Raw genomic sequence first — 20,388 nt, 5'->3', positions numbered from 1 at the left:
ACAATCACCCGATTGTGTCCCCCGACATCTCATTATAAGAAAGCCACAAACAAATGGATTAAACCCGCGACAAAACCGGTTACCCCACCCAATAAAATCAGAATCCATTCATCTTCCTGAAATGCAGGACGTAAAAGATTCTGAAACTCCTTCGGAGTCAACTCACGTATGCGGTCTCTAAACATTTGATAGATTTTCTGTGCACGGCTCGCATTAAATGCTGGGTCGCATACAGGTACCATCGTAATTTCAATCGAGCGATCGATCAAGTCCGTCTTGAGTTTTGCATACTCTTTTGGTCCTAAAGACAGCTGTAAAGAGGTCCGAACCAGGGGTGTTTCCATAATTTCATTAATATGACGTTTGATAATGCGGCGGGTTTTGTCTTTTCTGCCGCCATACATCATCTCGGTCATGATCGATTTTAACGTAATCAGGTCTTCTGTGACTACACTTGCGAAGACGTCAGAGACTTCATCCTGACGTTTCATAAATGCGCCTTGTATGTTATAGGTGCCGATACGAGGAATCACCGGCTTAATCCACGGAAACTTGCGATTTGTGGTACGGGCAAAGAATTGCGGGTACTTTACTGGGTGTGGATAGAGCGGATTGAAGACCATCCAGATCGCGATCCAGTTGGTCAAAAAGCCCCAGATCGCAGCCCAGAACGGTACAGTCCAGTGCCACGGCACTACAAACCAGACAATCATCTGGAAAATCCCAAAGAACATCCCGATGAGGGCACTGATATGCCAGATAAAATTGATCTCTTTTTGACCCACCTTCAGGAACATACGCACCATCAAGCGACGGTCGCCTTCCATCTGGCTCACTACCATTTCACGCATATCTACAAGTGACTCGACGTTCATGGTCAGCTCAGTCACTAATTCACGCAAAATTGCCGGCATTTGTTTTTGTGCTTGTGCATAAATTCTGCGCTTAATAGCAAAAGGCAGGTTTTCCCAGAGCACCGCATTGCGATCCATCATCACTTCATCAATCAGGTGTTCCAGTTCGAAACCGACCTGCTCGCCAATGATGCGTGCCATATCATCCGGATCCATCGCCTGTAAAAATTCGCGGATAGAGCCTAATTTTGACAGTGTGTTATCGGTAATAATGCCTGAAATACGTCCAGCTTTGCGTGGCACAATCCCTTGCCAGCCCACAGGTAAAGGCCCGAGATGGAAACCCCAAAAATTGATCGGATAAAAGACCATTTTCAGCGCCATCCAGACGTGAGCCCAGGTTACAAATGCAGTCACTGGAATAATGCTGAGCACGGCCCAAAAATCCGGGCGGTTTACAAAGGTTTGCCACAACTCGTTGACGTACTCAAGCATGCATAACTTCCATATTTAATTTTTTGTTCACAGAATACACATATTAATAAGGTCGAATATTTTGTCTATAAACCGATACTTAAAGTATAGGAAAATTGTAGCCGGGGTTCTGTTTCAGCCACAGCACGACCATTTCGGTCTTCGAGTTTCTCTCCGGCACCGATCCCGATACTAAAACTGCTGATCCGTTCTGAACTAAGCAAAACATAGGCCAAATCAACGCCAGCACCTAAACGGCCTTCATACTCGCCATCAACCTGTTTGCTGTCGATATGACCGGCATAAACCCCGACATAATAACCATTTTTGTCTTTGCCGGTGAGATGTGCTGGATAACGAAAGCCTGCCTGGCCGCCAATCGTACGATCATCATCCAGAAAAACACCACCTTTCACATAAGCAATCCCATAAGGGTTCACCCATTCGGTATTTAAATGCAGTAATTTCTGGGTAAAACCAACACCCACATTAAAGGCTTTTGCCTGAGCAGGCTCTATTTTGGTTGTAGTAGTACTCATTTGATCATGTGCATAAGCCCCGTTCGCCCACAATGCAAACGCTAACAAAGGGTAAACCTTGTTCATTCCTTCACCATCTTCCTTAATTATAGTTTTTGGTATAGTCCTATTTTTATTAGATTTTACTCTAGCAGAATTATCACAACTCTTATATACAGCACTTTACAATTTTAATGTCTGCAAAGTCAAAGCTTAAAGGAACTGATTGCAAGGGCAGTTTTTCATTATCAAATCAAGTGCAGTTGCGTTAGAATACTCCACTTTGATTCTTTTCTATCACTCTCAGGTCTTAAGTCGATCGCGTATGAAGCAGCACTTTCCTTTAAAAAATGCACAACAAGAAAAGCGCATCTATCGCAGTCGAGTCTTGATTTCCATGGGTATTGTCATTTTCTTCATGCTGCTGCTGGTCAGCCGCTATGCCTATTTGCAACTGTTCAACTTTGAAAGCTTTACTACAGCTTCTGATGAAAACCGGATTCGTCTGCAACCCCTCCCTCCAGCGCGCGGTTATATTTATGACCGTAACGGTGTCTTGCTGGCCGATAACTATCCGGTATTTACTGCCACTTTAAGTCGTGCCGACGTACAGGATATCGATCAAACGCTCGAACGCCTGAAACCGATTCTGGAACTGACTGAAGAAGACCTGGAACGCTTTCAAACCCGGATTAAAACAGCACGTAAAACCGAACGGGTTTCAATCAAGCTTAACCTGAATGAAAATGATATTGCCCGTTTCAGTGAAGTGAAATATCAATTTCCGGGTGTGAATATTGAAACCCAGATGACTCGCTATTACCCACATGGCGATCTGTTTGCACATGTGATTGGTTATGTGGGCCGGATTAATGACAAAGAACTGAAATCAATTGATAAGGATCTCTATGCTGGAACCAACCTGATCGGAAAAATCGGGGTGGAAAAATCCTATGAAGAGCTGCTGCATGGTGTGCCGGGAAATGAATCAGTCGAAGCAGATGCCTTTGGTAATGTGCTGCGTCATTTGGGCCGTAAAGATCCGGTGCGTGGTAATGATCTGTTCCTGTCACTGGATTACGGTTTACAGGTAGTAGCTTCGGAGCAACTGGCCGGGCGTCGTGGCGCGATTGTGGCGATGAATCCTACAACCGGAGAAATTCTGGCGCTGGTCTCCAGCCCAAGTTTTAATCCGAATCTGTTTGTGACTGGGATTAGCACCAAAGATTATTCCTACTTACGTGATAACCTTGATCAGCCGCTATATAACCGGGCGGTTCAAGGAACTTATCCTCCAGGTTCGACCATTAAACCGATGTTTGGCCTGGGTGGCCTTCATTATGGCCTGGTCGATTGGGATACAGCAATTTCCGATCCCGGCTATTTCACACTTCCGGGCGATTCGCATAAATTCCGCGACTGGAAAAAGTCAGGACACGGCGTAGTCAACTTGCATAAATCGCAAGTGGTCTCGTGCGATACCTTCTTCTACATTCTGTCGTTCCGTATGGGCATTGAAAAAATGAACACCTGGATGCGTCAGTTCGGCTTTGGTGAAAAAACCGGCGTGGATTTACCAAGTGAAAGCTCAGGACTCTATCCAAACCCGGAATGGAAGATGCGTACTCGCAAGGCCAAATGGTCACGTGGTGAAACCATTTCCGTCAGTATTGGTCAAGGTGCTTTTACTTCAACCCCGTTACAGCTGGCTATGGCCACAGCCATTACCGCCAACCATGGCAATAAAGTCATTCCCCATGTGCTGCGTGAAAGTCGCGGTGCCAAACCATTCAAGGTGCATAATGGCACGCATGGCAAGATCGATTTTAACGGTCAGGAAGAAGACTGGATCAAGATGCGTGATGCGATGGTGGACGTGATTCAATCCGGTACAGGCCGAGGCATTAAAAGCGGCTTACAATATTCTATTGCCGGAAAAACCGGTACGGCACAGGTGAAAAGTATTGCTCAGGGCAAGCGCTATAATGAATCCTTATTGACCGATCGTCAGCTGGATCATGGTCTGTTTGTCGGTTTTGCGCCTGCTGAAAATCCTGAAATTGCGATTGCAGTTATTCTGGAAAATGGTCGCGGTGGTAGTGCCGCAACGGCTCTGGCCCGTCCAATCTTTGATTACTGGTTACTGCATAAAGATAAAAATCCGGTACGCCCACAAGGCCACCAATTAAGTGGTGGTCTGATGACAGCCGGAATCAAGCCAGCTGAATTACCAAGTGGTGCAGGCATGTTAAGTCAAGATGCAGCATCTAGTGCCGTTCCAGCCAGTGACCAGCCCGAAACGACTGCTCCGAGTTCTGCAAATACGACTGCATCTCCCGCAGCAACACCTGCTCCGACACCGGTAGAGCGAGATTAAAGATGAAAAACCAGCTTCGAATTATTGGTGGTGACTGGAAACGCCGCCAACTGCCTTTTGCCAGCATTGAGGGTTTGCGCCCGACGCCTGACCGTGTTCGGGAAACACTGTTTAACTGGCTGATGTGGGATGTACAAAATGCACAGGTGTTGGATATTTGTGCTGGCTCTGGGGCATTGGCGTTTGAGGCATTATCGCGTGGTGCTGCATCAGTGGTGATGATTGAACCGGATCGTACTCAGGCACAATTTCTGACCCAAAATCTGGAACTTTTAAAAGTCACCAAAGCACGTGCGCAATTAAAAGTGGCTACGGCGCAGCAAGCTTTGTCTACCCTTCAGGCACAGTTTGATCTGGTTTTTCTGGATCCGCCATATAGTTTAGATTTATGGGAAGAACTCGCGCTCAAGGCAGATCCTCTGATCAAAGACAATGCCTATATTTATGTAGAAGCAGATCGTGATTTACAATTGCTTAAATTGCCATCCTCATGGCGTTTAATTAAAAATACCAAAGCCGGTACAGTTCGTGCTGGGCTTTATCAAAAAAGTATTTCTTGATTTAAATTGTTTTGAAGAGACATTAAAAAAGGATTCCTCAGTGGAATCCTTTTTGTCATTGTAGTCAGTCAAATTTAAAGACTGTGATTAACGATCACGGCGCCAGTCGCGGTTATCTCGGTCACGTTTCCAATCCCGATGATCTTTATGGTCCTTATTTTTCCAGTCATGATCTCTGTGGTCTCGATCATAATGTCCATTACGATCTCTGTTGCCACGATAATCATCATCCCAAGGATCAACCACACAACCGGTTAATGACACAGCCAATACAGAAAGTAATATCACTTTTTTCATCATGTCCATCACCTCTTACTGCACTCTGTCAGTATCAGGCGAGTTCATGGAGAGTGAACGGAGCCATTGTTGCACTCTTGTAGAGATTTATGCATGTTTTATGCATGGCCGTAAACCTCTTTTTTCTTAATTAGCATTCATGCTTTTATGAGAATTTGAACTTTCATTTGCATAAATCCAGCTAAATGGAAACTTGGCTTTTGTTTAAATCTTGAGAATACTGCTGCCTTTGCTTATGACCTGATCTTTATGACTTGGCTGTTATTTATTCTTGGTGCAATGGTCGCAGGTTTTGTCCAGGGGCTGACCGGCTTTGCCTTTGCCCTGATCGCCATGTCTTTCTGGGTCTGGGTGCTGCCTCCGCAACTGGCCGCGCCCTTGCTGGTATTTGCCTCGATCTGGAGTCATGTGATTTCACTCAGTCAGGAAAAAAAGCAGCTAGTTTTATCCAGGCAGTTGGTGCTGCCTTATCTGATTGCTGGTCTGATTGGCGTGCCGCTTGGTACTTATCTGTTGCAGATCATTCAAGCAGATACCTTTAAGATGATCTTGGGATTTTTTATGGTACTGTGGTGTCCGGTGATGCTATTCAATCCGCAATTCAAAACAATTCAGCATTCAGGAAAATTGACTGATAGCTGCATCGGTTTTATTGGCGGAATTTTAGGAGGACTGGGCGGTTTTTGCGGTGCCATTCCTTCGGCCTGGGTGATGTTAAAACAATTACCCAAAACCCAGCAGCGCTATATTTTACGGCACTTTAATTTTGCAATTCAGCTTTTCACGCTGGGTACTTATGTATGGCAAGGCCTGATCAATCAAAGTCATTTACCCTATATGGCCTTGCTGATTGTTTTTGTGAGTATTCCGGCAATTTTAGGCGCAAAACTATTTTATAAAATTTCGGAATTACTGTTCAAACGCATGATCTTAAGTTTACTCTTTAGTGCAGGCTGTTTTCTATTAGCGTCCCAATTCATTTAAACACAAGGTCAAGCCGAGTCTGTCTTCCCCGCTAAAGCTTGAATCCGGTGAAATAACTGCTATGTTAAGGCCAATCTTTGTAAATATAGATCATCATTATGCAGATTCGTGATCAGATTGTTCTTGTTACTGGTGGTGCACGTGGTTTGGGTTTAGCCATTACTCAGGCTTTACTGGCTGAGGGCGCGCGCGTGGTCGTCAATTATCATAGCAGTCAGCAGCAAGCTGAACAGCTGGCCCAGCAACATCCAGACCAAGTCTTTATTTATCAGGCAGATGTGACCCAAGTTGATCAGGTACGCGCGTTATTTGCCGCGGCTAAAACCCATTTCGGTGAAGCAATTCATGCTGTAGTCAATAATGCACTGATTCAATTTGAATTTAATGGCGATGCACGCCCTAAAGTAGAAACGCTGACTTGGGAAATGTTGCAACGGCAATTTAGCGGTGCAGTACAGGCTTCCTTAAATACCACACAAGCCGCTCTGGATGATATGAAACAAGCAGGGTTCGGCCGGATCGTGAATATTGGTACAAATCTCGTGCAAAATCCAGTGGTTCCTTATCATGACTATACCGCCGCCAAAGCTGCTTTATTGGCCTTTACCCGCACCACAGCGCAGGATTTGGGACAATATGGCATTAATGTGAATATGCTCTCTGGCGGTCTGTTACAAACGACCGATGCCAGTAAGGCCACACCTGACTTGGTCTTTGAGCTGATTGCTCAGTCAACTCCATTACGCCGTGTGATTACACCCGAAGAATTTGCTGCTGCAATCCTGATGTTTTTGTCACCTTATTCACGTGCCATCACAGGACAAAACCTGATCGTAGATGGCGGCTTAGTTAAAGGTTAGATGTTTAGAGAATGGACTTGAATTTTTAAATTCTGTTGTTCTATTTTTTAACCATTTGGTAGATTAAAAAGGTTTTGTGACCGGGTTTTACTTCTACAATAGTGCGCTCCCATAAAGCCTTTAGTCTACTTTCCATGAAATTTATCACGACATTGCTCAGTACCTTGCTACTGGCAGGTTGTATGTCCAGCGATTTGAAAAAATCAGAACAATTACTGCAAAATTTCCATTGTGCCAAGGTAGATACCGCCCAAATGCCACATAGCAGTATGACCGACTATTATCAGCAGATGTTGTATAGCAGCAAATCCAAAGTCGAGTCTTATATCAAACAGTATCATCAAGGTGAAGAGCTGTTTGACCTGCCACTGCATGAAGTGGTGGAGCAACAATATGATCTTTATAAAGATGCCTGCCAAAATCTGGGTGGAATTTTACCCGCTTCTGAAAATGCATCTTAAGTCTGTCAATCTTCATGATGATTAGGCAATAAAAAAGCAGGAGAATTTTCCTGCTTTTTTTCAACTCAATTTTAATTCTGATAATAGCGCTGATCTACGCTGAAGCATTCAGGGAATTTTGGCTGAATCTCTGCATAAAATGCCATGATTTCTGCCATGTCTTTTTCATAATCCCCTGTCGGATAAACAATTTTACCTACACCAGTTTTCTTCTTCTCATAATCCATATAGGCCAATGCAATCGGCACACCTGCATTAATCGCGACATGATAAAAACCTGTCTTCCACTGTTCCTGTTTAGCACGAGTCGCTTCTGGCGTGACCAGCATCACCAGTTTAGGATGGGTCTTGAATAATTCCGTCATCACCTGAACCATACTCGGACTAGGCTCCCCCGGCTGTTTAGGACGGCGATCAATCCCGATACCGCCCATAGCACGCACAAAAGGTCCAAATGGCAATTTCATATAACTGTCTTTAATGGTTAAGCGAACATTCACACCTAATGCTTTTAAGGCCAGTCGCGCATACAGTGCATCCCAATTACTGGTATGAGGCGCAGCAATCATGACACATTGGTCTAAATCTAAGGGCCAATGGTTATCAATTTCCCAACCCATCAGATTCAGGCTTTGTTCTGCTAACTTCTCAAACACGTCACGCACCAATTTTATTCAAAATTGCGCGAATTTTAGCAACTTCGGCAAATATAGATAGTGCTCCATGAGCAAAAAATAAACAGTTAATCTATATTTGTATAATTAGAATTTTTAGATGAATAGTTGATTATTTTTGCCACCTTCAACTTATCTCATACATCAATTTATGGATAGTTCAGATTACTCCCCAATATAAATAGGAATTCCTTTCTGATTTAAAGGATTCATGCATTAAAAAGCTCTTAACCTCCTAATTTTGGGATATGGCAAATATGAGGGTCTTTTTATACTGAATCCACATTATAAATTTCAGGAAGATTCTGATGAAAAAGACTTTAATTTGCCTTGCTTTAACGGGGTTACTCACAGCATGTGGCGGTTCGGATGATAACTCAAGTACACCTCCTGCAAGTAATATTGGAACCCAGACGGGGGTGCTGACGGATGCTGTGATTTCTGGAGTACGCTATGTCACAAGTAGTGGTGTTACAGGTTTTACCAATGACAATGGTGAATTCAACTTCAATGAAGGAGAAACGGTTAAATTTTATATTGGTGATGTTCAACTCGGTGATGAAATTGAAGCCAAAGAACGTGTTACCCCTTTGGATTTAGCTGAAACTGAAAATGCTCGCCTTAACTTACTGGTATTTTTACAATCCTTAGATGGAGATGATAAAGATGACAAACTTCAAATTAGTACGGCCACTACAGATGCCTTAAAAAATCAGAGTATTAATTTTGACCAACCTTATAATGACTTTAAAAATGAAGCCATTGTCAAAACAGTAATTCCTGAAGGAAAGTTAGTGAATGAAGAGGACGCTAAAGCACACTTCCAAATGACCTTCTATAAAGATATTGCCGGTACGTGGGAGATTAACCGTACCGATAACACTGCTGTGTTGATTCACATTCTGGAAGATGGACGCTATGCACTAGGTGAAGCAGAAGCCAAAGAGGAGAGTGGTCAAGCAGGCATTGAAATGGGCCGCTTAAAATGGAATGCAACAACAACCGTGATTGAACCGGAAATCCTACATGACACCAATGGTGAATGGGGACTTTCACATCCTGCCGAGAATAAACCTTATTCTTTAAACTTTAATGGAACTCAATTAATTCTTACTGAACCAGGCGTTAGTACTGAATACCGTTTAAATCGAGTTAAGCAGTCTAATAGTCTCGTCGGCACGTGGCGACTTAATGAAACACATCTATTTGCTTTCTTTGATAACAACTATTATTTCTTCCTAGACACTGAAGGTGGAGATGACTGTGGTTGGCCAGGGATTGAATATGGCAAATATACATTGTCAGCAAATACTCTCACCACAACCGAGGTATTATTCGATACCAACGAGTGTGGTGGATTACAAGATAGTTCAAATGGCAGTAAGACAATTGCAAGCATCAATATATCTAACAACAATCTTATCTTACATCCGCAAGGTGAAGATCCTGTAACTTTACAACGTGTTAAATAACCCATATAAACCGGCTTGAATATGAAATTCAGGCCGGTTTAATCAATATGTTCAAATTGAATGGTACAGCCCATCAATAAATGCATCAGTTCGATTTGCGAACAACATTGGGTTTTTTCATAAATATTTTTAAAATATGTCCGTACCGAACTCAACGTAATGCCACACTGTTCTGCAATATCTTCTATTTTATAACCATTAATTAACAACTCGCATAAATCAAACTCTCGTTTGGAAAGCTGGTAACACTGTTGTAGGTAAGCTCTTGACAGGGAGTAATGCTGATTTTTATCTGTCATAAATAAGGCAATCTGATGCTGAGCAGACTGTAAATGCTGCATATTTCTTAATTTTTTAAATGGCACCACCGTCAGCATAAATTGCGAGCCTGCCCCATCACTCAACGCCAGGACTCCACCCACTTCAGTTTGAATGGTCGTATCTTCCAGCAAAGCACTTTCCAGAAGCTGATCAAAACGTATCTGCTGACTATAATTGGTTTTTAGACGGTTATGTATATCCAGATCCAGACATGAACTTTGATCAAGCATCTTTTGCGCAATGGGATTGGAATAACTTAAACACAGGTTTTGATCAAGCAGTACAATTCCGGTTTTTAAACTATCCAATACAGTATACAAGCTTAAATTATCTTGCTGAATCAAGTTGATTTGCCGGTGAATTTGCAAAGCCCGGCGTAAATGGATACTGATACGTCTTAAAAAATCCAGCTCAGGCTGTTCAAAAGGCTGTACTTCAGGTGCACGATGAATACCCAGTACTGCCCAACGATAATTTCCCCGATCCAGCAATACGCCCGCCAGATAAGATACACCGCCAGGCTTTAAACACTTCTCATAGAACACATAGTGATCCGTACCCGGCTGTTCTGCATAGTGCTGACAGTTATGACTTAAAGCATCGCCCATCTCGATCGCATTCCATAAGGGCATATGCAGTTTCATATCAATCACTCTGATACGCTCATCTTGATAAGCAGCCAGACTTTCATTCGGGATATTGTGCGTATAGACAAAATCATAGCCTGGATTAAACTGATCCAGACCGGTAAAAATTGCACTCTTACTTTTAGTATAGCTCACGATATCTTTGATCACGTCCAGCCACAAAGATGGTAATACAGCAGCATCATAAATTTTTGCAATCAGATTATTTTCTTGTTCTAATTTCATTATCCCCTCCGCATTATCATTATTTTCTAATCATAGCGTTCAGAATTAGTTAACGAAACAGCATAAAGTGACTTTAAACTTGGCTAAAAATTCTTAAATCCTGCTCACTTATCAATAACTCTGGCCTGATTCACCTAATGAATCAAACTTTAACAAGATTGCCCTATTTATCTGTACTGACTACTTTTAATGTAATTCATAACAAATAATTTAATAGGGTTAAAACAATGAAAAAATTAACGCTTACTGCTGCGATAGCAGTCGTTCTTGCAGGAGCTTTAACCGCCTGTTCAAAGCCCAATGATAATGAGCCGATGAGTAATAATGCTCAATCCAGCCCAGCCATGATGGAGCAAAATAACGCGGATACTAGTGTGAACCGTGCTGATAGCGCAGAAACTTCGCTAGATTGGGCAGGTGAATACGAAGGTGTTTTTCCTTGTGCTGACTGTGAAGGGATTAAGGTCGAGTTAGATCTCAATCCGGATAAAACCTATGAGCTAAATGAGGAATATTTAGGTAAAGCTGGAAATAATGAGACGGAAACTAAAGGTAGTTTCAGTTTTGACCCTCAAGATCCTTCAATCATCACATTAGATAACAAAGCTGAAAACCGTAAATTCTTTGTTGGTGAAAATTTTGTTGAAGCACGCGAGATGAAATCAGGTAAAAAAATCGACAGTAATTTAAATTATAAATTAGTTAAAAAGTCTGCATCATAATTTTGTAAACGCATAAAAAAATCCCCGCAATAGCGGGGATTTTTTATGAAATGCTCGGATGATGAATTACATCATGCCGCCCATCCCACCCATGCCACCCATATCAGGCATTGCAGGTTTGTCTTCTGGGATTTCAGTGATCATGCATTCAGTGGTCAGCATCAAGCCAGCAACAGAAGCGGCGTGCTCAAGTGCAGAACGCGTTACTTTAGCAGGGTCAAGAATACCCATTTCCAGCATATCGCCATATTCGCCAGTTGCAGCGTTATAACCGAAGTTACCTTCGCCATTCTTCACAGCGTTGATCACTACAGAAGGCTCATCACCTGCGTTAGATACGATTTGACGAAGCGGTGCTTCAATCGCACGGCGAAGAATGTTGATACCTACGTTTTGGTCATCATTCGCGCCTGTTACACCTTCAAGTGCAGATGCAGCACGTACCAGTGCAACACCACCACCTGCAACAACACCTTCTTCAACCGCAGCGCGAGTCGCGTGAAGCGCATCGTCTACACGGTCTTTCTTCTCTTTCATTGCAACTTCAGTTGCAGCACCAATTTTGATGACAGCAACACCGCCAGCAAGTTTCGCTACACGCTCTTGAAGTTTTTCTTTGTCATATTCTGAAGTAGATTCTTCGATCTGTGCACGGATTTGCTGTACACGGTCAGCGATTTGGCCAGCATTACCAGCACCATCTACAATTACAGTATTTTCTTTAGATACAGTTACTTTATGTGCTGTACCCAAGTGATCAAGCGTCGTTTGATCCAGCTGCATGCCGATTTCTTCAGAAATCACAGTACCGCCAGTCAAGATCGCGATGTCTTGAAGCATAGCTTTACGACGATCACCAAAACCAGGTGCTTTCACCGCACATACTTTGATAATACCGCGCATGTTGTTGACAACAAGCGTCGCAAGCGCTTCGCCTTCAACATCTTCAGAAATGATTAAAAGCGGTTTGCCAGTTTTAGCAACAGCTTCAAGTACTGTAATCAATTCACGAATATTGCTGATTTTCTTATCAACAAGAAGAATGAATGGATTTTCAAGTTCAGCTGTTAAAGTATCTTGCTTGTTCGCGAAGTACGGAGAAATATAACCGCGGTCGAACTGCATGCCTTCAACTACGTCAAGCGAATCTTCGAAGCCTGAACCTTCTTCAACCGTGATCACGCCTTCTTTGCCCACTTTTTCCATTGCTTGCGCAATCAGCTGACCTACAGTCGTATCAGAGTTAGCAGAGATCGAACCTACTTGTTCAATCGCTTTAGAGTCTGATGCTGGTTTTGCAGTTGCCTTGATGTTTTCAACTACAGAACGTACCGCAATATCGATACCGCGTTTCAAGTCCATTGGGTTCATACCGGCTGTTACTGACTTGATGCCTTCATTCAAAATTGCTTGTGCCAATACAGTTGCAGTCGTTGTACCATCACCTGCGATGTCATTGGTTTTTGAAGAAACTTCACGAACCAGTTGAGCACCCATGTTCTCGAACTTGTCTTTCAGCGTAATTTCTTTGGCAACAGTGACACCATCTTTAGTGATGTGCGGTGCACCAAAAGAACGGTCGATAACAACGTTACGGCCCTTAGGACCCAAAGTAACCTTTACTGCATCTGCAAGGGTGTTTACACCAGCAATCATTTTTGAACGAGCTGAATCACCAAATTTTACGTCTTTAGCTGACATATTTGACTCCGAATATTGTTGTATCTTTACAAAATCTGATTTGGAATGAATAAAACTTTTTTAGCGCAGATTAAGCTTCTAATACCGCTAAAATGTCAGATTCTTTCATGATTAAAAGCTCTTCGCCGTTTACTTTTACAGTAGTGCCTGCATAAGTACCGAACAATACTTTGTCGCCAACTTTTACGTCTAACGCGCGTACGCCATTGTCAGTGATTTGACCATTACCAACTGCAATGATTTCACCTTGAGCAGGTTTTTCAGCAGCCGAACCTGGAAGTAAAATGCCCCCAGCTGTTTTAGTTTCTTCTTCAACACGACGAATAACAACGCGGTCATGTAATGGACGAATGTTGCTCATAAATAACTCCATCAGACTAAGTCTTTTTTAGGTCACTGATGACGACTTAATTATTCCATGGGTCATCATCAAAAATTTTTGATGTCACTTTTATGGAGATGGAATAAAACGCTTCAAGGGCAAAAATGAAAAAAAATTGGTTTTTTTTAACGAATCATAGGTTTTCGTCTATTTATTCGGCAGATCAGCCTTCAACATAAAGGCTTGTGCCACTTCATCGAATAAATATTGAGAAATTTTTCCTGTGGCATCAATCAGATTAAAGCTGTTCGGTTCATCTTTATGTAGACGATTTGACGCAGAAGTCCCTGCATGTACATCATATACAGGATGATCCATCCCCAATCCGAACATCTGATTCAGATCATAAATCGCCGGTTGATGCAGATGCCCATGCAACACCGCAAACAGACCATGCTCTGCCCAGGCCTCTAAAGCAATTTTGGCCATCAGTGGGCTATCCTTGAAACCGCGCTTATTTTGAAAAGGCACATAAAAAGGCTGATGGCTGACAATGATTTTTAATTTGGACGCAGGCGCCTGCGCCAGCGTCAGGTCAATACGCTGAATCTGCTCAAGGGATAAATGCCCTTTGGTATGATATCGACGTCGGATCGAATTCACCCCAATCAGATAAAAATTTTCAGTTTCAAATATTGGCTCCAATTCACCAAAAAAAATCTGGTAACGGGTAAATGGATTGAAAAGCCGATTCCACAAATGATAGAGCGGAATATCATGATTCCCCGGGATCACCATATAAGGCGTATTGAGCTGATCTAAAAATTTTTTGCAGGCAAAGAATTGACCCAAACGTGCGCGCTGAGTCAGGTCACCACTGATGACGACGGCTTCAAGTGGATGGGTCTGACAGAAATGCCGAATCGCTTCTAAACACTCCGGCTTCTCTGTTCCAAAATGCAGATCAGACAGATGCAGGATCATGTGGCACCATTACGTTTAGGCTATCTTTTAATACAGAAATATTGAGTGGCGGGGCCATTTCCACAATTTCCCCATCAATCGCTACCATCAGTTTCTTGGCTCGGGATTCGATTCGAACTTGATCGGCTGCAAAACTATAAACATCCGATGCCTGGTCAATCTTGCCACGAATCAGCTGATACACTAGCTTAAATAAAGTAAGCTTATCACTTTTAGAAACTACAACTCCCGCCACTTTGCCTTTTTCAGCCGCTTCTGCAATGCGCATTTTCATATCCGCCAGTTGCAAGGGATTATTGCCAAAAAAAATCAGTGGTGTTTTTACCGGATATTTCTTTTGATCCACCCAGATTTTTAGTTTTAATTCTTTACGGTCGCGAATTAAAACATCCAGTGCAGAAGTATAGGCATGTAGCGGTAAGCGACCAAAAATACGATTATAGTCTTCACGTTTTTTAATAAATAAAGGATATAGACCTAAACTGGCATTATTCAGATAAATTTCCTGATTGATACGAGCAACATTCATACGTTGTGGCTGTCCTGTCGCAATCACTTTTGCCGCTTCAAGCAAATCCAGCGGAATCCCCAATAATCTCGCCACATAGTTAAAAGTCCCTAAAGGCAAAATACCGACAGGAATTTGCGTATTCAACACATGTTTGGCGACTGTATTTAAAGTGCCATCTCCGCCTGCCGCAACGATGATTCCTGACTCGCTAGATGCCAAATGCTGTTCAAGCACCTCAACCATAATTTTATCAAATTGCTGTGAATCATTGATTTCATAAGCTTTAGTTTGATAACCCTGTGCTGAAAATATATCGATCAGCTGCTCATAAATGCCTTCTGGCCCCTGTATGCGAAAACCAGCTTTATGATTAAAAATCAGCGATAAGGGTTTAGATTGATTAGACATTTTTCGCGCAATTTCATTGAAGCCTATTGGCATTTTGTCCAATTCATAGACAATTAACAGTGGCTTTATGTAAAATTCAAATGGCAACCATTTATTTAATCAATAATGAATATTAGAGATCTTATAAAACTAAGATAATGATTTTAATATCAATTTTTAAAATAAATACCACTCATCATTTATATAAATAACCTTAATAATTCAAATGTTTAGTTTTATCTTGTTGTTTTAATTATATTTATAAATAAAATAGCATTATATTCCAAAAGAAATCTAGCACTTCTTTGGTCTTATTTTTTTTATCATTTTATGCTTTAATACAGCCACTTTTTTTCATACTTCATCTGGGCGATATTTTTTATTGCTCGGATTGTACTTTGTACATCTAATTTGTACACATTTGAGATAGGCCTCACCATGACCCAAGTGAACGCACCAGAATTCGTTCGTCACCCTAAGCTTATTGCTTGGGTGGAAGAGATTGCTAAATTAACAAAACCAGCAAAAATTGAATGGTGTGACGGTAGCGCAGAAGAATATCAACGTTATATCGACTTGATGATCGCTAACGGCACAATGCAAGCGCTGAATCAAGAAACTCATCCTGGTTCTTATCTTGCAAATTCTGATCCGTCTGACGTAGCACGTGTTGAAGATCGTACTTACATCTGTTCTGAAAACAAAGACGATGCTGGCGCGACCAACAACTGGGAAGCACCTGCTGTCATGCGCGAAAAATTGAACGGTTTATTTGACGGTTCAATGGCAGGTCGTACACTTTATGTGGTTCCATTCTCAATGGGTCCATTGGGTTCTCATATCGCTCATATCGGTATCGAGTTAACTGACTCTCCTTACGTTGCAGTAAGCATGTCTAAAATGGCTCGCATGGGTAAAGCTGTTTATGACGTTCTTGGTACTGACGGTGAATACGTTCCTTGCGTACACACTGTAGGTGCTCCGCTTGCGAACGGCGAAAAAGATGTTGCATGGCCTTGCAACAAAGAAAAATACATCGTGCATTACCCAGAAACGCGTGAGATCTGGTCTTATGGTTCTGGTTATGGCGGTAACGCATTGTTGGGTAAAAAATGCCTAGCATTACGTATTGCATCATTTATGGGTCGTCAACAAGGCTGGTTAGCTGAACACATGCTGATCCTTGGCGTGACCAATCCACAAGGCGAAAAACACTACATCGCAGCTGCATTCCCATCTGCATGTGGTAAAACAAACTTCGCTATGTTGATTCCACCAGCAGGCTATGAAGGCTGGAAGATTGAAACTGTAGGTGACGATATTGCTTGGATCAAACCAGGTGAAGACGGTCGCTTATATGCAATCAACCCTGAAGCTGGCTTCTTCGGTGTAGCGCCTGGTACCAACACCAAGACCAACCCGAACTGTATGGCAACCATGCACAAAGACGTGATTTATACAAACGTCGCTGTGACTGACAACGGTGAAGTATGGTGGGAAGGTCTGACTAAAGAAGCGCCTGCCAACCTGACTAACTGGAAAGGCCAACCACACACTGGCGAAGAAAAAGCAGCGCATCCAAATGCTCGTTTCACAGTTGCAGCTGGTCAATGCCCTTCTATTGACGCTGACTGGGAAAATCCAGCTGGTGTGCCAATTTCTGCGTTCATCTTCGGTGGTCGTCGTGCAGACACAGTGCCTCTAATTTCAGAAGCATTTGACTGGGTTGACGGTGTTTACAAAGCTGCGACTATGGGATCTGAAACCACTGCTGCTGCTGTTGGCCAACAAGGTATCGTTCGTCGTGACCCGTTCGCGATGCTGCCATTCGCTGGCTACAACATGGCGGATTACTTCACGCACTGGTTAGAAATGGGCGAGCAAGTGGGTGCGAAAGCTGCCGCTGCTGGCAACAAACTTCCAGGTATCTACAACGTGAACTGGTTCCGTCGTGATGCTGAAGGCAACTTCGTATGGCCTGGTTTCGGTCAAAACATGCGTGTTCTTGAGTGGATCATTGACCGTTGTGAAGGTCGTGCTGAGGCTGTTGAAACACCAATTGGCCTAGTTCCTACTTATGAACAGTTGAACTGGACTGGTTCTGACTTCACTAAAGAACAATTTGACCTAGTAACTTCTCAAGATAAAGATCAATGGATCAAAGAACTTGAAAGCCATACTGAATTGTTCGACAAGCTAGGTGAGCGTTTACCGGAAGCGTTAAAAACTCGTCAAGCAGAACTTATTGCTGCGGTTAAATCTGCTTAATTGCTGATTTAATTTAAAAAAGGTCGCGTAAGCGGCCTTTTTTATTGGCTGTTTAAACAATTGATCACAATTGACCAGAGCAGCAGCTTAAGCAAAATATGGCATACTTAAGCCAAGACTTCAGGAACTATAAATATGAAAAGAACAACAGTAATTTTGGCTATGGCTGCAAGCAGTTTTGTACTGAGTGCATGTCAGACCACACCCCATCAATTCAATGGACAAAGTGGCTATGAGATTCTGGAACGTTCAGGCAATACAGCAACCTTGAGCTATACGCTTTCAGGACGACCAAGTCAGGATGAAAATCGCTTGCAAGCTGCCTGCAGACACGTATTAGGAAATTCCAAAACTTATAATATTCAGATTTTAAGCACCAATGAAATTTCCAATCCAACTGCGGAACAAGAAAACTATGGCCGCCAACTGGGTAATAGCCGTACGCAAATCAGCTTGAGCAATACGCCTGATTTACATAATAGCGAGAACCCGGGTGCACGCGAAGCCTTAGAAGCCCGCCCAACGACCATGCGCGTTATTCGTTATACTTGTTCTTAATATCTGATATTTAGTTACTTAATCAGAGTAAGACAATCAAAAAGGGCTAACTGCCCTTTTTGATTTTTCAACTTTAACGTGTTTTATAGAAACTGACATTACGAAATTCTGGTGATTCATCCAGATCTGGCCATGTTGTCGCACTACGTTCATCCAGTTTTTTATATTGAGGATGACTAAAGTTTTTTACCCGACTGTCTGCAACCCACACCTCAGGTGCAAATTTTAAAAACTCATCCAGGAAGAAACGGTTACATTGATCATAGAGCACATCTGCGGCTAATAGAATATCCACCTGCTCTGCCTTATATAGGTCATCCAGATATTCAAGCTCGACATCATTTAGCTCTGCATTGGCACGACAGGCATCTAGACTAACTTGATCGATATCACAGCAGATCACACGTTTTGCACCTGCCATTTTCGCCGCAATGGCAACTACGCCCGATCCCGCCCCAAAATCCAAAACTACTTTGTCTTTAACATGATGCGGCTCTGCCAATAGCCACTGCGCCATCGCCAAGCCTGAGGCCCAGCAAAAGATCCAGTATGGTGTATCATTCCAAATGCGACGAATCACCTCATCATCCAGCTTATCTGTTGGGAATACTGGCGGAATCAGCCACAGGGAAATGGGTGTATCCGGCAATTGCTGTGCATGTAGCTCACAGTGTGGAATCACATCATGCAAGGCTTTTAGTAGATGTTCTGGGGCTTGAGGGAGTCGGAAGGTGCAGCTCATTAGATTTCTTTTAATTAGTATTAATGTCTTTGAAGAATCTCCCCTAGCCCCTCTTTAAAAAAGAGGGGGAAACTCCATCCAAAAATAGTGATCAGAGTTCCCTCCTTTGAAAAAGGAGGGTTAGGGAGGATTTGATTAACCTAAAGCTTTTTCAGCAGCTTCAACCGTTTGACGGATTAAAGTGGTAATCGTCATTGGACCTACACCACCCGGAACTGGTGTGTAAGCAGAAGCAATTTCTTCAATGCCAACAAGTTGGATATCACCAACACCACCGCCATCACGTGGATGGAAACCAGCATCAACAACCACTGCACCTTGTTTGATCCAGTCTTTTTGAATTAATTCTGCTTTACCTACCGCACCGACAATGATATCTGCTTGCTTAACAAAGCTTGCAAGATCTTGAGTACGTGAATGGCAAATGGTTACGGTTGCATTCGCTTCTAGCAGCATCGCAGCCATTGGTTTACCCAAAATTGCAGAACGACCTACAACTACCGCATGTTTACCAGCGATTTCAATGTTGTTCTCTTTCAGGATAGTCATAATACCCGCAGGCGTCGCTGAACCATAGGCTGCCTCACCCATTGCCATACGACCATAGCCCAGGCAAGTGACACCATCTACGTCTTTTTCAAGCGAGATTGCATCGAAACAGGCACGCTCATCAATTTGCGCAGGAACCGGGTGCTGAAGCAGAATACCGTGCACATCAGGATTTGCATTTAATTTTTCAATTTCAGCCAATAATTCTTCAGTTGTGGTTTCTTTAGGAAGTTCCACTTTGAGTGAATCCATACCAACACGGCGGCAGGCATTGCCTTTCATGCGAACATAAGTTGCAGATGCACCATCGTCACCTACCAAAATCGTCGCAAGAATTGGAGTACGACCTGATTTTGCTTTCAGCGCTTCTACGCGAGTAAACAAGTCAGCTTCAATTTGCTTCGCCAATGCACGACCGTCTAGAACTAATGCCACGGCACTTCTCCCAAGTGTTGATATGAATCAATTTTGCACATTCTACATGAATAATTTAAATATTTTCCGCCAGATGATGTTTTTATGCGCATACAGATGAATACACTATTGTTTTTTTTTCTGAGCTTGCTAATATACGCATCAACAAGACGCGGCGGGGTGGCAGAGTGGTCATGCAGCGGACTGCAACTCCGTGGACGCCGGTTCGATTCCGACCTCCGCCTCCATCTTGTTAAAGCCCGAGTGGTGAAATCGGTAGACACAGGGGATTTAAAATCCCCCGCCCACAAAGCGTGCCAGTTCGAGTCTGGCCTCGGGCACCATTCTTCTACTATAGAAAGATGGTGCAAATAAAGAACCCAGCGAAAGCTGGTTTTTTTATGCCTGTAATTTAGGGTCTGTTGACATTTACTGTTCATAATTAACCCTATAAAGGTAGCCATAAAAATATACAGGCTAAAGCAACAGAACTTTGATAATTTCTT

Annotated in this window: 20 protein-coding genes and 2 tRNA genes; 11 read left to right on the top strand and 11 right to left on the bottom strand. The window is 42.8% G+C overall.

Going from position 1 to position 20,388, the window contains the following annotated elements; translation table 11 throughout:
* Nucleotides 1–32: 32 nt before the first annotated feature.
* Both MTX11_RS14310 and MTX11_RS14305 read right to left on the bottom strand, forming a co-directional pair.
* Entirely contained in the window at nucleotides 33–1,349 is a 1,317-nt protein-coding gene (locus tag MTX11_RS14310; RefSeq protein ID WP_004279487.1) for a DUF445 domain-containing protein, read from the bottom strand.
* A 65-nt stretch (nucleotides 1,350–1,414) separates the two neighbouring features.
* Nucleotides 1,415–1,933, bottom strand: coding sequence for a hypothetical protein (locus MTX11_RS14305; RefSeq protein WP_005246933.1), 519 nt, complete (start codon nucleotides 1,931–1,933; stop codon nucleotides 1,415–1,417).
* 238 nt (nucleotides 1,934–2,171) lie between these two features.
* Here MTX11_RS14305 and mrdA point away from each other — a divergent pair, with 238 nt between their 5' ends.
* Complete coding sequence (gene mrdA / locus MTX11_RS14300) at nucleotides 2,172–4,223, top strand: penicillin-binding protein 2 (protein ID WP_034438219.1); 2,052 nt, start codon at nucleotides 2,172–2,174, stop codon at nucleotides 4,221–4,223.
* Between the two features lie 2 nt (nucleotides 4,224–4,225).
* The gene (gene rsmD, locus MTX11_RS14295) at nucleotides 4,226–4,783 is read left to right on the top strand and encodes a 16S rRNA (guanine(966)-N(2))-methyltransferase RsmD (RefSeq protein ID WP_004279484.1); all 558 of its coding nucleotides are present in this window, start codon (nucleotides 4,226–4,228) and stop codon (nucleotides 4,781–4,783) included.
* An 87-nt stretch (nucleotides 4,784–4,870) separates the two neighbouring features.
* Here rsmD and MTX11_RS14290 read toward each other — a convergent pair whose 3' ends face one another.
* Nucleotides 4,871–5,083 carry a hypothetical protein gene (locus tag MTX11_RS14290; protein ID WP_005104632.1) on the bottom strand — a complete coding sequence of 71 codons (213 nt, stop codon included), beginning with the start codon at nucleotides 5,081–5,083 and terminating at the stop codon, nucleotides 4,871–4,873.
* 246 nt (nucleotides 5,084–5,329) lie between these two features.
* On the opposite strand from MTX11_RS14290, the gene MTX11_RS14285 reads away from it, so the two are divergent.
* The 3 genes from MTX11_RS14285 (at nucleotide 5,330) to MTX11_RS14275 (ending at nucleotide 7,385) form a co-directional block, all read left to right on the top strand.
* Entirely contained in the window at nucleotides 5,330–6,064 is a 735-nt protein-coding gene (locus MTX11_RS14285) for a sulfite exporter TauE/SafE family protein (protein WP_243475412.1), read from the top strand.
* A 98-nt stretch (nucleotides 6,065–6,162) separates the two neighbouring features.
* Complete coding sequence (locus MTX11_RS14280) at nucleotides 6,163–6,924, top strand: 3-oxoacyl-ACP reductase (RefSeq protein ID WP_243475411.1); 762 nt, start codon at nucleotides 6,163–6,165, stop codon at nucleotides 6,922–6,924.
* Nucleotides 6,925–7,058: 134 nt separating this feature from the next.
* Nucleotides 7,059–7,385: a hypothetical protein gene (locus tag MTX11_RS14275; protein ID WP_005107497.1), complete on the top strand. Its 327-nt coding sequence runs from the start codon at nucleotides 7,059–7,061 to the stop codon at nucleotides 7,383–7,385.
* A gap of 71 nt (nucleotides 7,386–7,456) precedes the next feature.
* On the opposite strand, the gene MTX11_RS14270 is transcribed toward MTX11_RS14275, so the two are convergent.
* Complete coding sequence (locus MTX11_RS14270; RefSeq protein WP_085064787.1) at nucleotides 7,457–8,005, bottom strand: 1-acyl-sn-glycerol-3-phosphate acyltransferase; 549 nt, start codon at nucleotides 8,003–8,005, stop codon at nucleotides 7,457–7,459.
* Nucleotides 8,006–8,367: 362 nt separating this feature from the next.
* Between MTX11_RS14270 and MTX11_RS14265 the strand changes: the two genes are divergently transcribed.
* Nucleotides 8,368–9,531 (top strand): putative periplasmic lipoprotein, encoded by a 1,164-nt coding sequence (locus tag MTX11_RS14265; protein WP_005246938.1) that lies wholly within the window; start codon nucleotides 8,368–8,370, stop codon nucleotides 9,529–9,531.
* 38 nt (nucleotides 9,532–9,569) lie between these two features.
* Here the strand turns inward: MTX11_RS14265 and MTX11_RS14260 are convergent, their stop codons facing one another.
* Nucleotides 9,570–10,724 carry a LuxR C-terminal-related transcriptional regulator gene (locus MTX11_RS14260; RefSeq protein ID WP_243475410.1) on the bottom strand — a complete coding sequence of 385 codons (1,155 nt, stop codon included), beginning with the start codon at nucleotides 10,722–10,724 and terminating at the stop codon, nucleotides 9,570–9,572.
* Between the two features lie 227 nt (nucleotides 10,725–10,951).
* On the opposite strand from MTX11_RS14260, the gene MTX11_RS14255 reads away from it, so the two are divergent.
* Nucleotides 10,952–11,446, top strand: coding sequence for a copper resistance protein NlpE (locus MTX11_RS14255; RefSeq protein ID WP_005107501.1), 495 nt, complete (start codon nucleotides 10,952–10,954; stop codon nucleotides 11,444–11,446).
* 66 nt (nucleotides 11,447–11,512) lie between these two features.
* Here the strand turns inward: MTX11_RS14255 and groL are convergent, their stop codons facing one another.
* The 4 genes from groL to MTX11_RS14235 form a co-directional block, all read right to left on the bottom strand.
* On the bottom strand, nucleotides 11,513–13,147 hold the full coding sequence (groL, locus tag MTX11_RS14250; RefSeq protein ID WP_004279474.1) for a chaperonin GroEL: 1,635 nt from the start codon (nucleotides 13,145–13,147) through the stop codon (nucleotides 11,513–11,515).
* Nucleotides 13,148–13,217: 70 nt separating this feature from the next.
* A complete protein-coding gene (locus tag MTX11_RS14245; protein ID WP_004646315.1) occupies nucleotides 13,218–13,508 on the bottom strand; it encodes a co-chaperone GroES in 291 nt (96 codons plus the stop codon).
* Nucleotides 13,509–13,676: 168 nt separating this feature from the next.
* A complete protein-coding gene (locus tag MTX11_RS14240; protein ID WP_004646314.1) occupies nucleotides 13,677–14,453 on the bottom strand; it encodes a metallophosphoesterase family protein in 777 nt (258 codons plus the stop codon).
* The gene (locus MTX11_RS14235) at nucleotides 14,434–15,372 is read right to left on the bottom strand and encodes a diacylglycerol/lipid kinase family protein (RefSeq protein WP_034438446.1); all 939 of its coding nucleotides are present in this window, start codon (nucleotides 15,370–15,372) and stop codon (nucleotides 14,434–14,436) included. Before MTX11_RS14235 ends, MTX11_RS14240 begins: the two co-directional genes overlap by 20 nt.
* A gap of 417 nt (nucleotides 15,373–15,789) precedes the next feature.
* Between MTX11_RS14235 and MTX11_RS14230 the strand changes: the two genes are divergently transcribed.
* A complete protein-coding gene (locus MTX11_RS14230) occupies nucleotides 15,790–17,619 on the top strand; it encodes a phosphoenolpyruvate carboxykinase (GTP) (protein ID WP_243475409.1) in 1,830 nt (609 codons plus the stop codon).
* 135 nt (nucleotides 17,620–17,754) lie between these two features.
* Nucleotides 17,755–18,177 carry a hypothetical protein gene (locus MTX11_RS14225; RefSeq protein ID WP_004646311.1) on the top strand — a complete coding sequence of 141 codons (423 nt, stop codon included), beginning with the start codon at nucleotides 17,755–17,757 and terminating at the stop codon, nucleotides 18,175–18,177.
* 73 nt (nucleotides 18,178–18,250) lie between these two features.
* On the opposite strand, the gene MTX11_RS14220 is transcribed toward MTX11_RS14225, so the two are convergent.
* Together MTX11_RS14220 and folD are read right to left on the bottom strand one after the other, a co-directional pair.
* Nucleotides 18,251–18,919, bottom strand: a complete 669-nt coding sequence (locus MTX11_RS14220; protein ID WP_243475408.1) for a class I SAM-dependent methyltransferase — start codon at nucleotides 18,917–18,919, stop codon at nucleotides 18,251–18,253.
* A 135-nt stretch (nucleotides 18,920–19,054) separates the two neighbouring features.
* Entirely contained in the window at nucleotides 19,055–19,903 is an 849-nt protein-coding gene (gene folD, locus MTX11_RS14215) for a bifunctional methylenetetrahydrofolate dehydrogenase/methenyltetrahydrofolate cyclohydrolase FolD (RefSeq protein ID WP_004646309.1), read from the bottom strand.
* A gap of 153 nt (nucleotides 19,904–20,056) precedes the next feature.
* Here folD and MTX11_RS14210 point away from each other — a divergent pair.
* Together MTX11_RS14210 and MTX11_RS14205 are read left to right on the top strand one after the other, a co-directional pair.
* Nucleotides 20,057–20,130, top strand: a tRNA-Cys gene (locus MTX11_RS14210).
* A gap of 10 nt (nucleotides 20,131–20,140) precedes the next feature.
* A tRNA-Leu gene (locus MTX11_RS14205) sits at nucleotides 20,141–20,226 on the top strand.
* The last annotated feature ends 162 nt before the right edge of the window (nucleotides 20,227–20,388 follow it).

Origin of the sequence: Acinetobacter lwoffii (genome assembly GCF_022809915.1) — a bacterium.
Taxonomy (GTDB): Bacteria; Pseudomonadota; Gammaproteobacteria; order Pseudomonadales; family Moraxellaceae; genus Acinetobacter; species Acinetobacter lwoffii_M.
The sequence above is the reverse complement of the archived record's forward strand: the minus strand, read 5'-3'. Positions and strand labels throughout refer to the sequence as shown.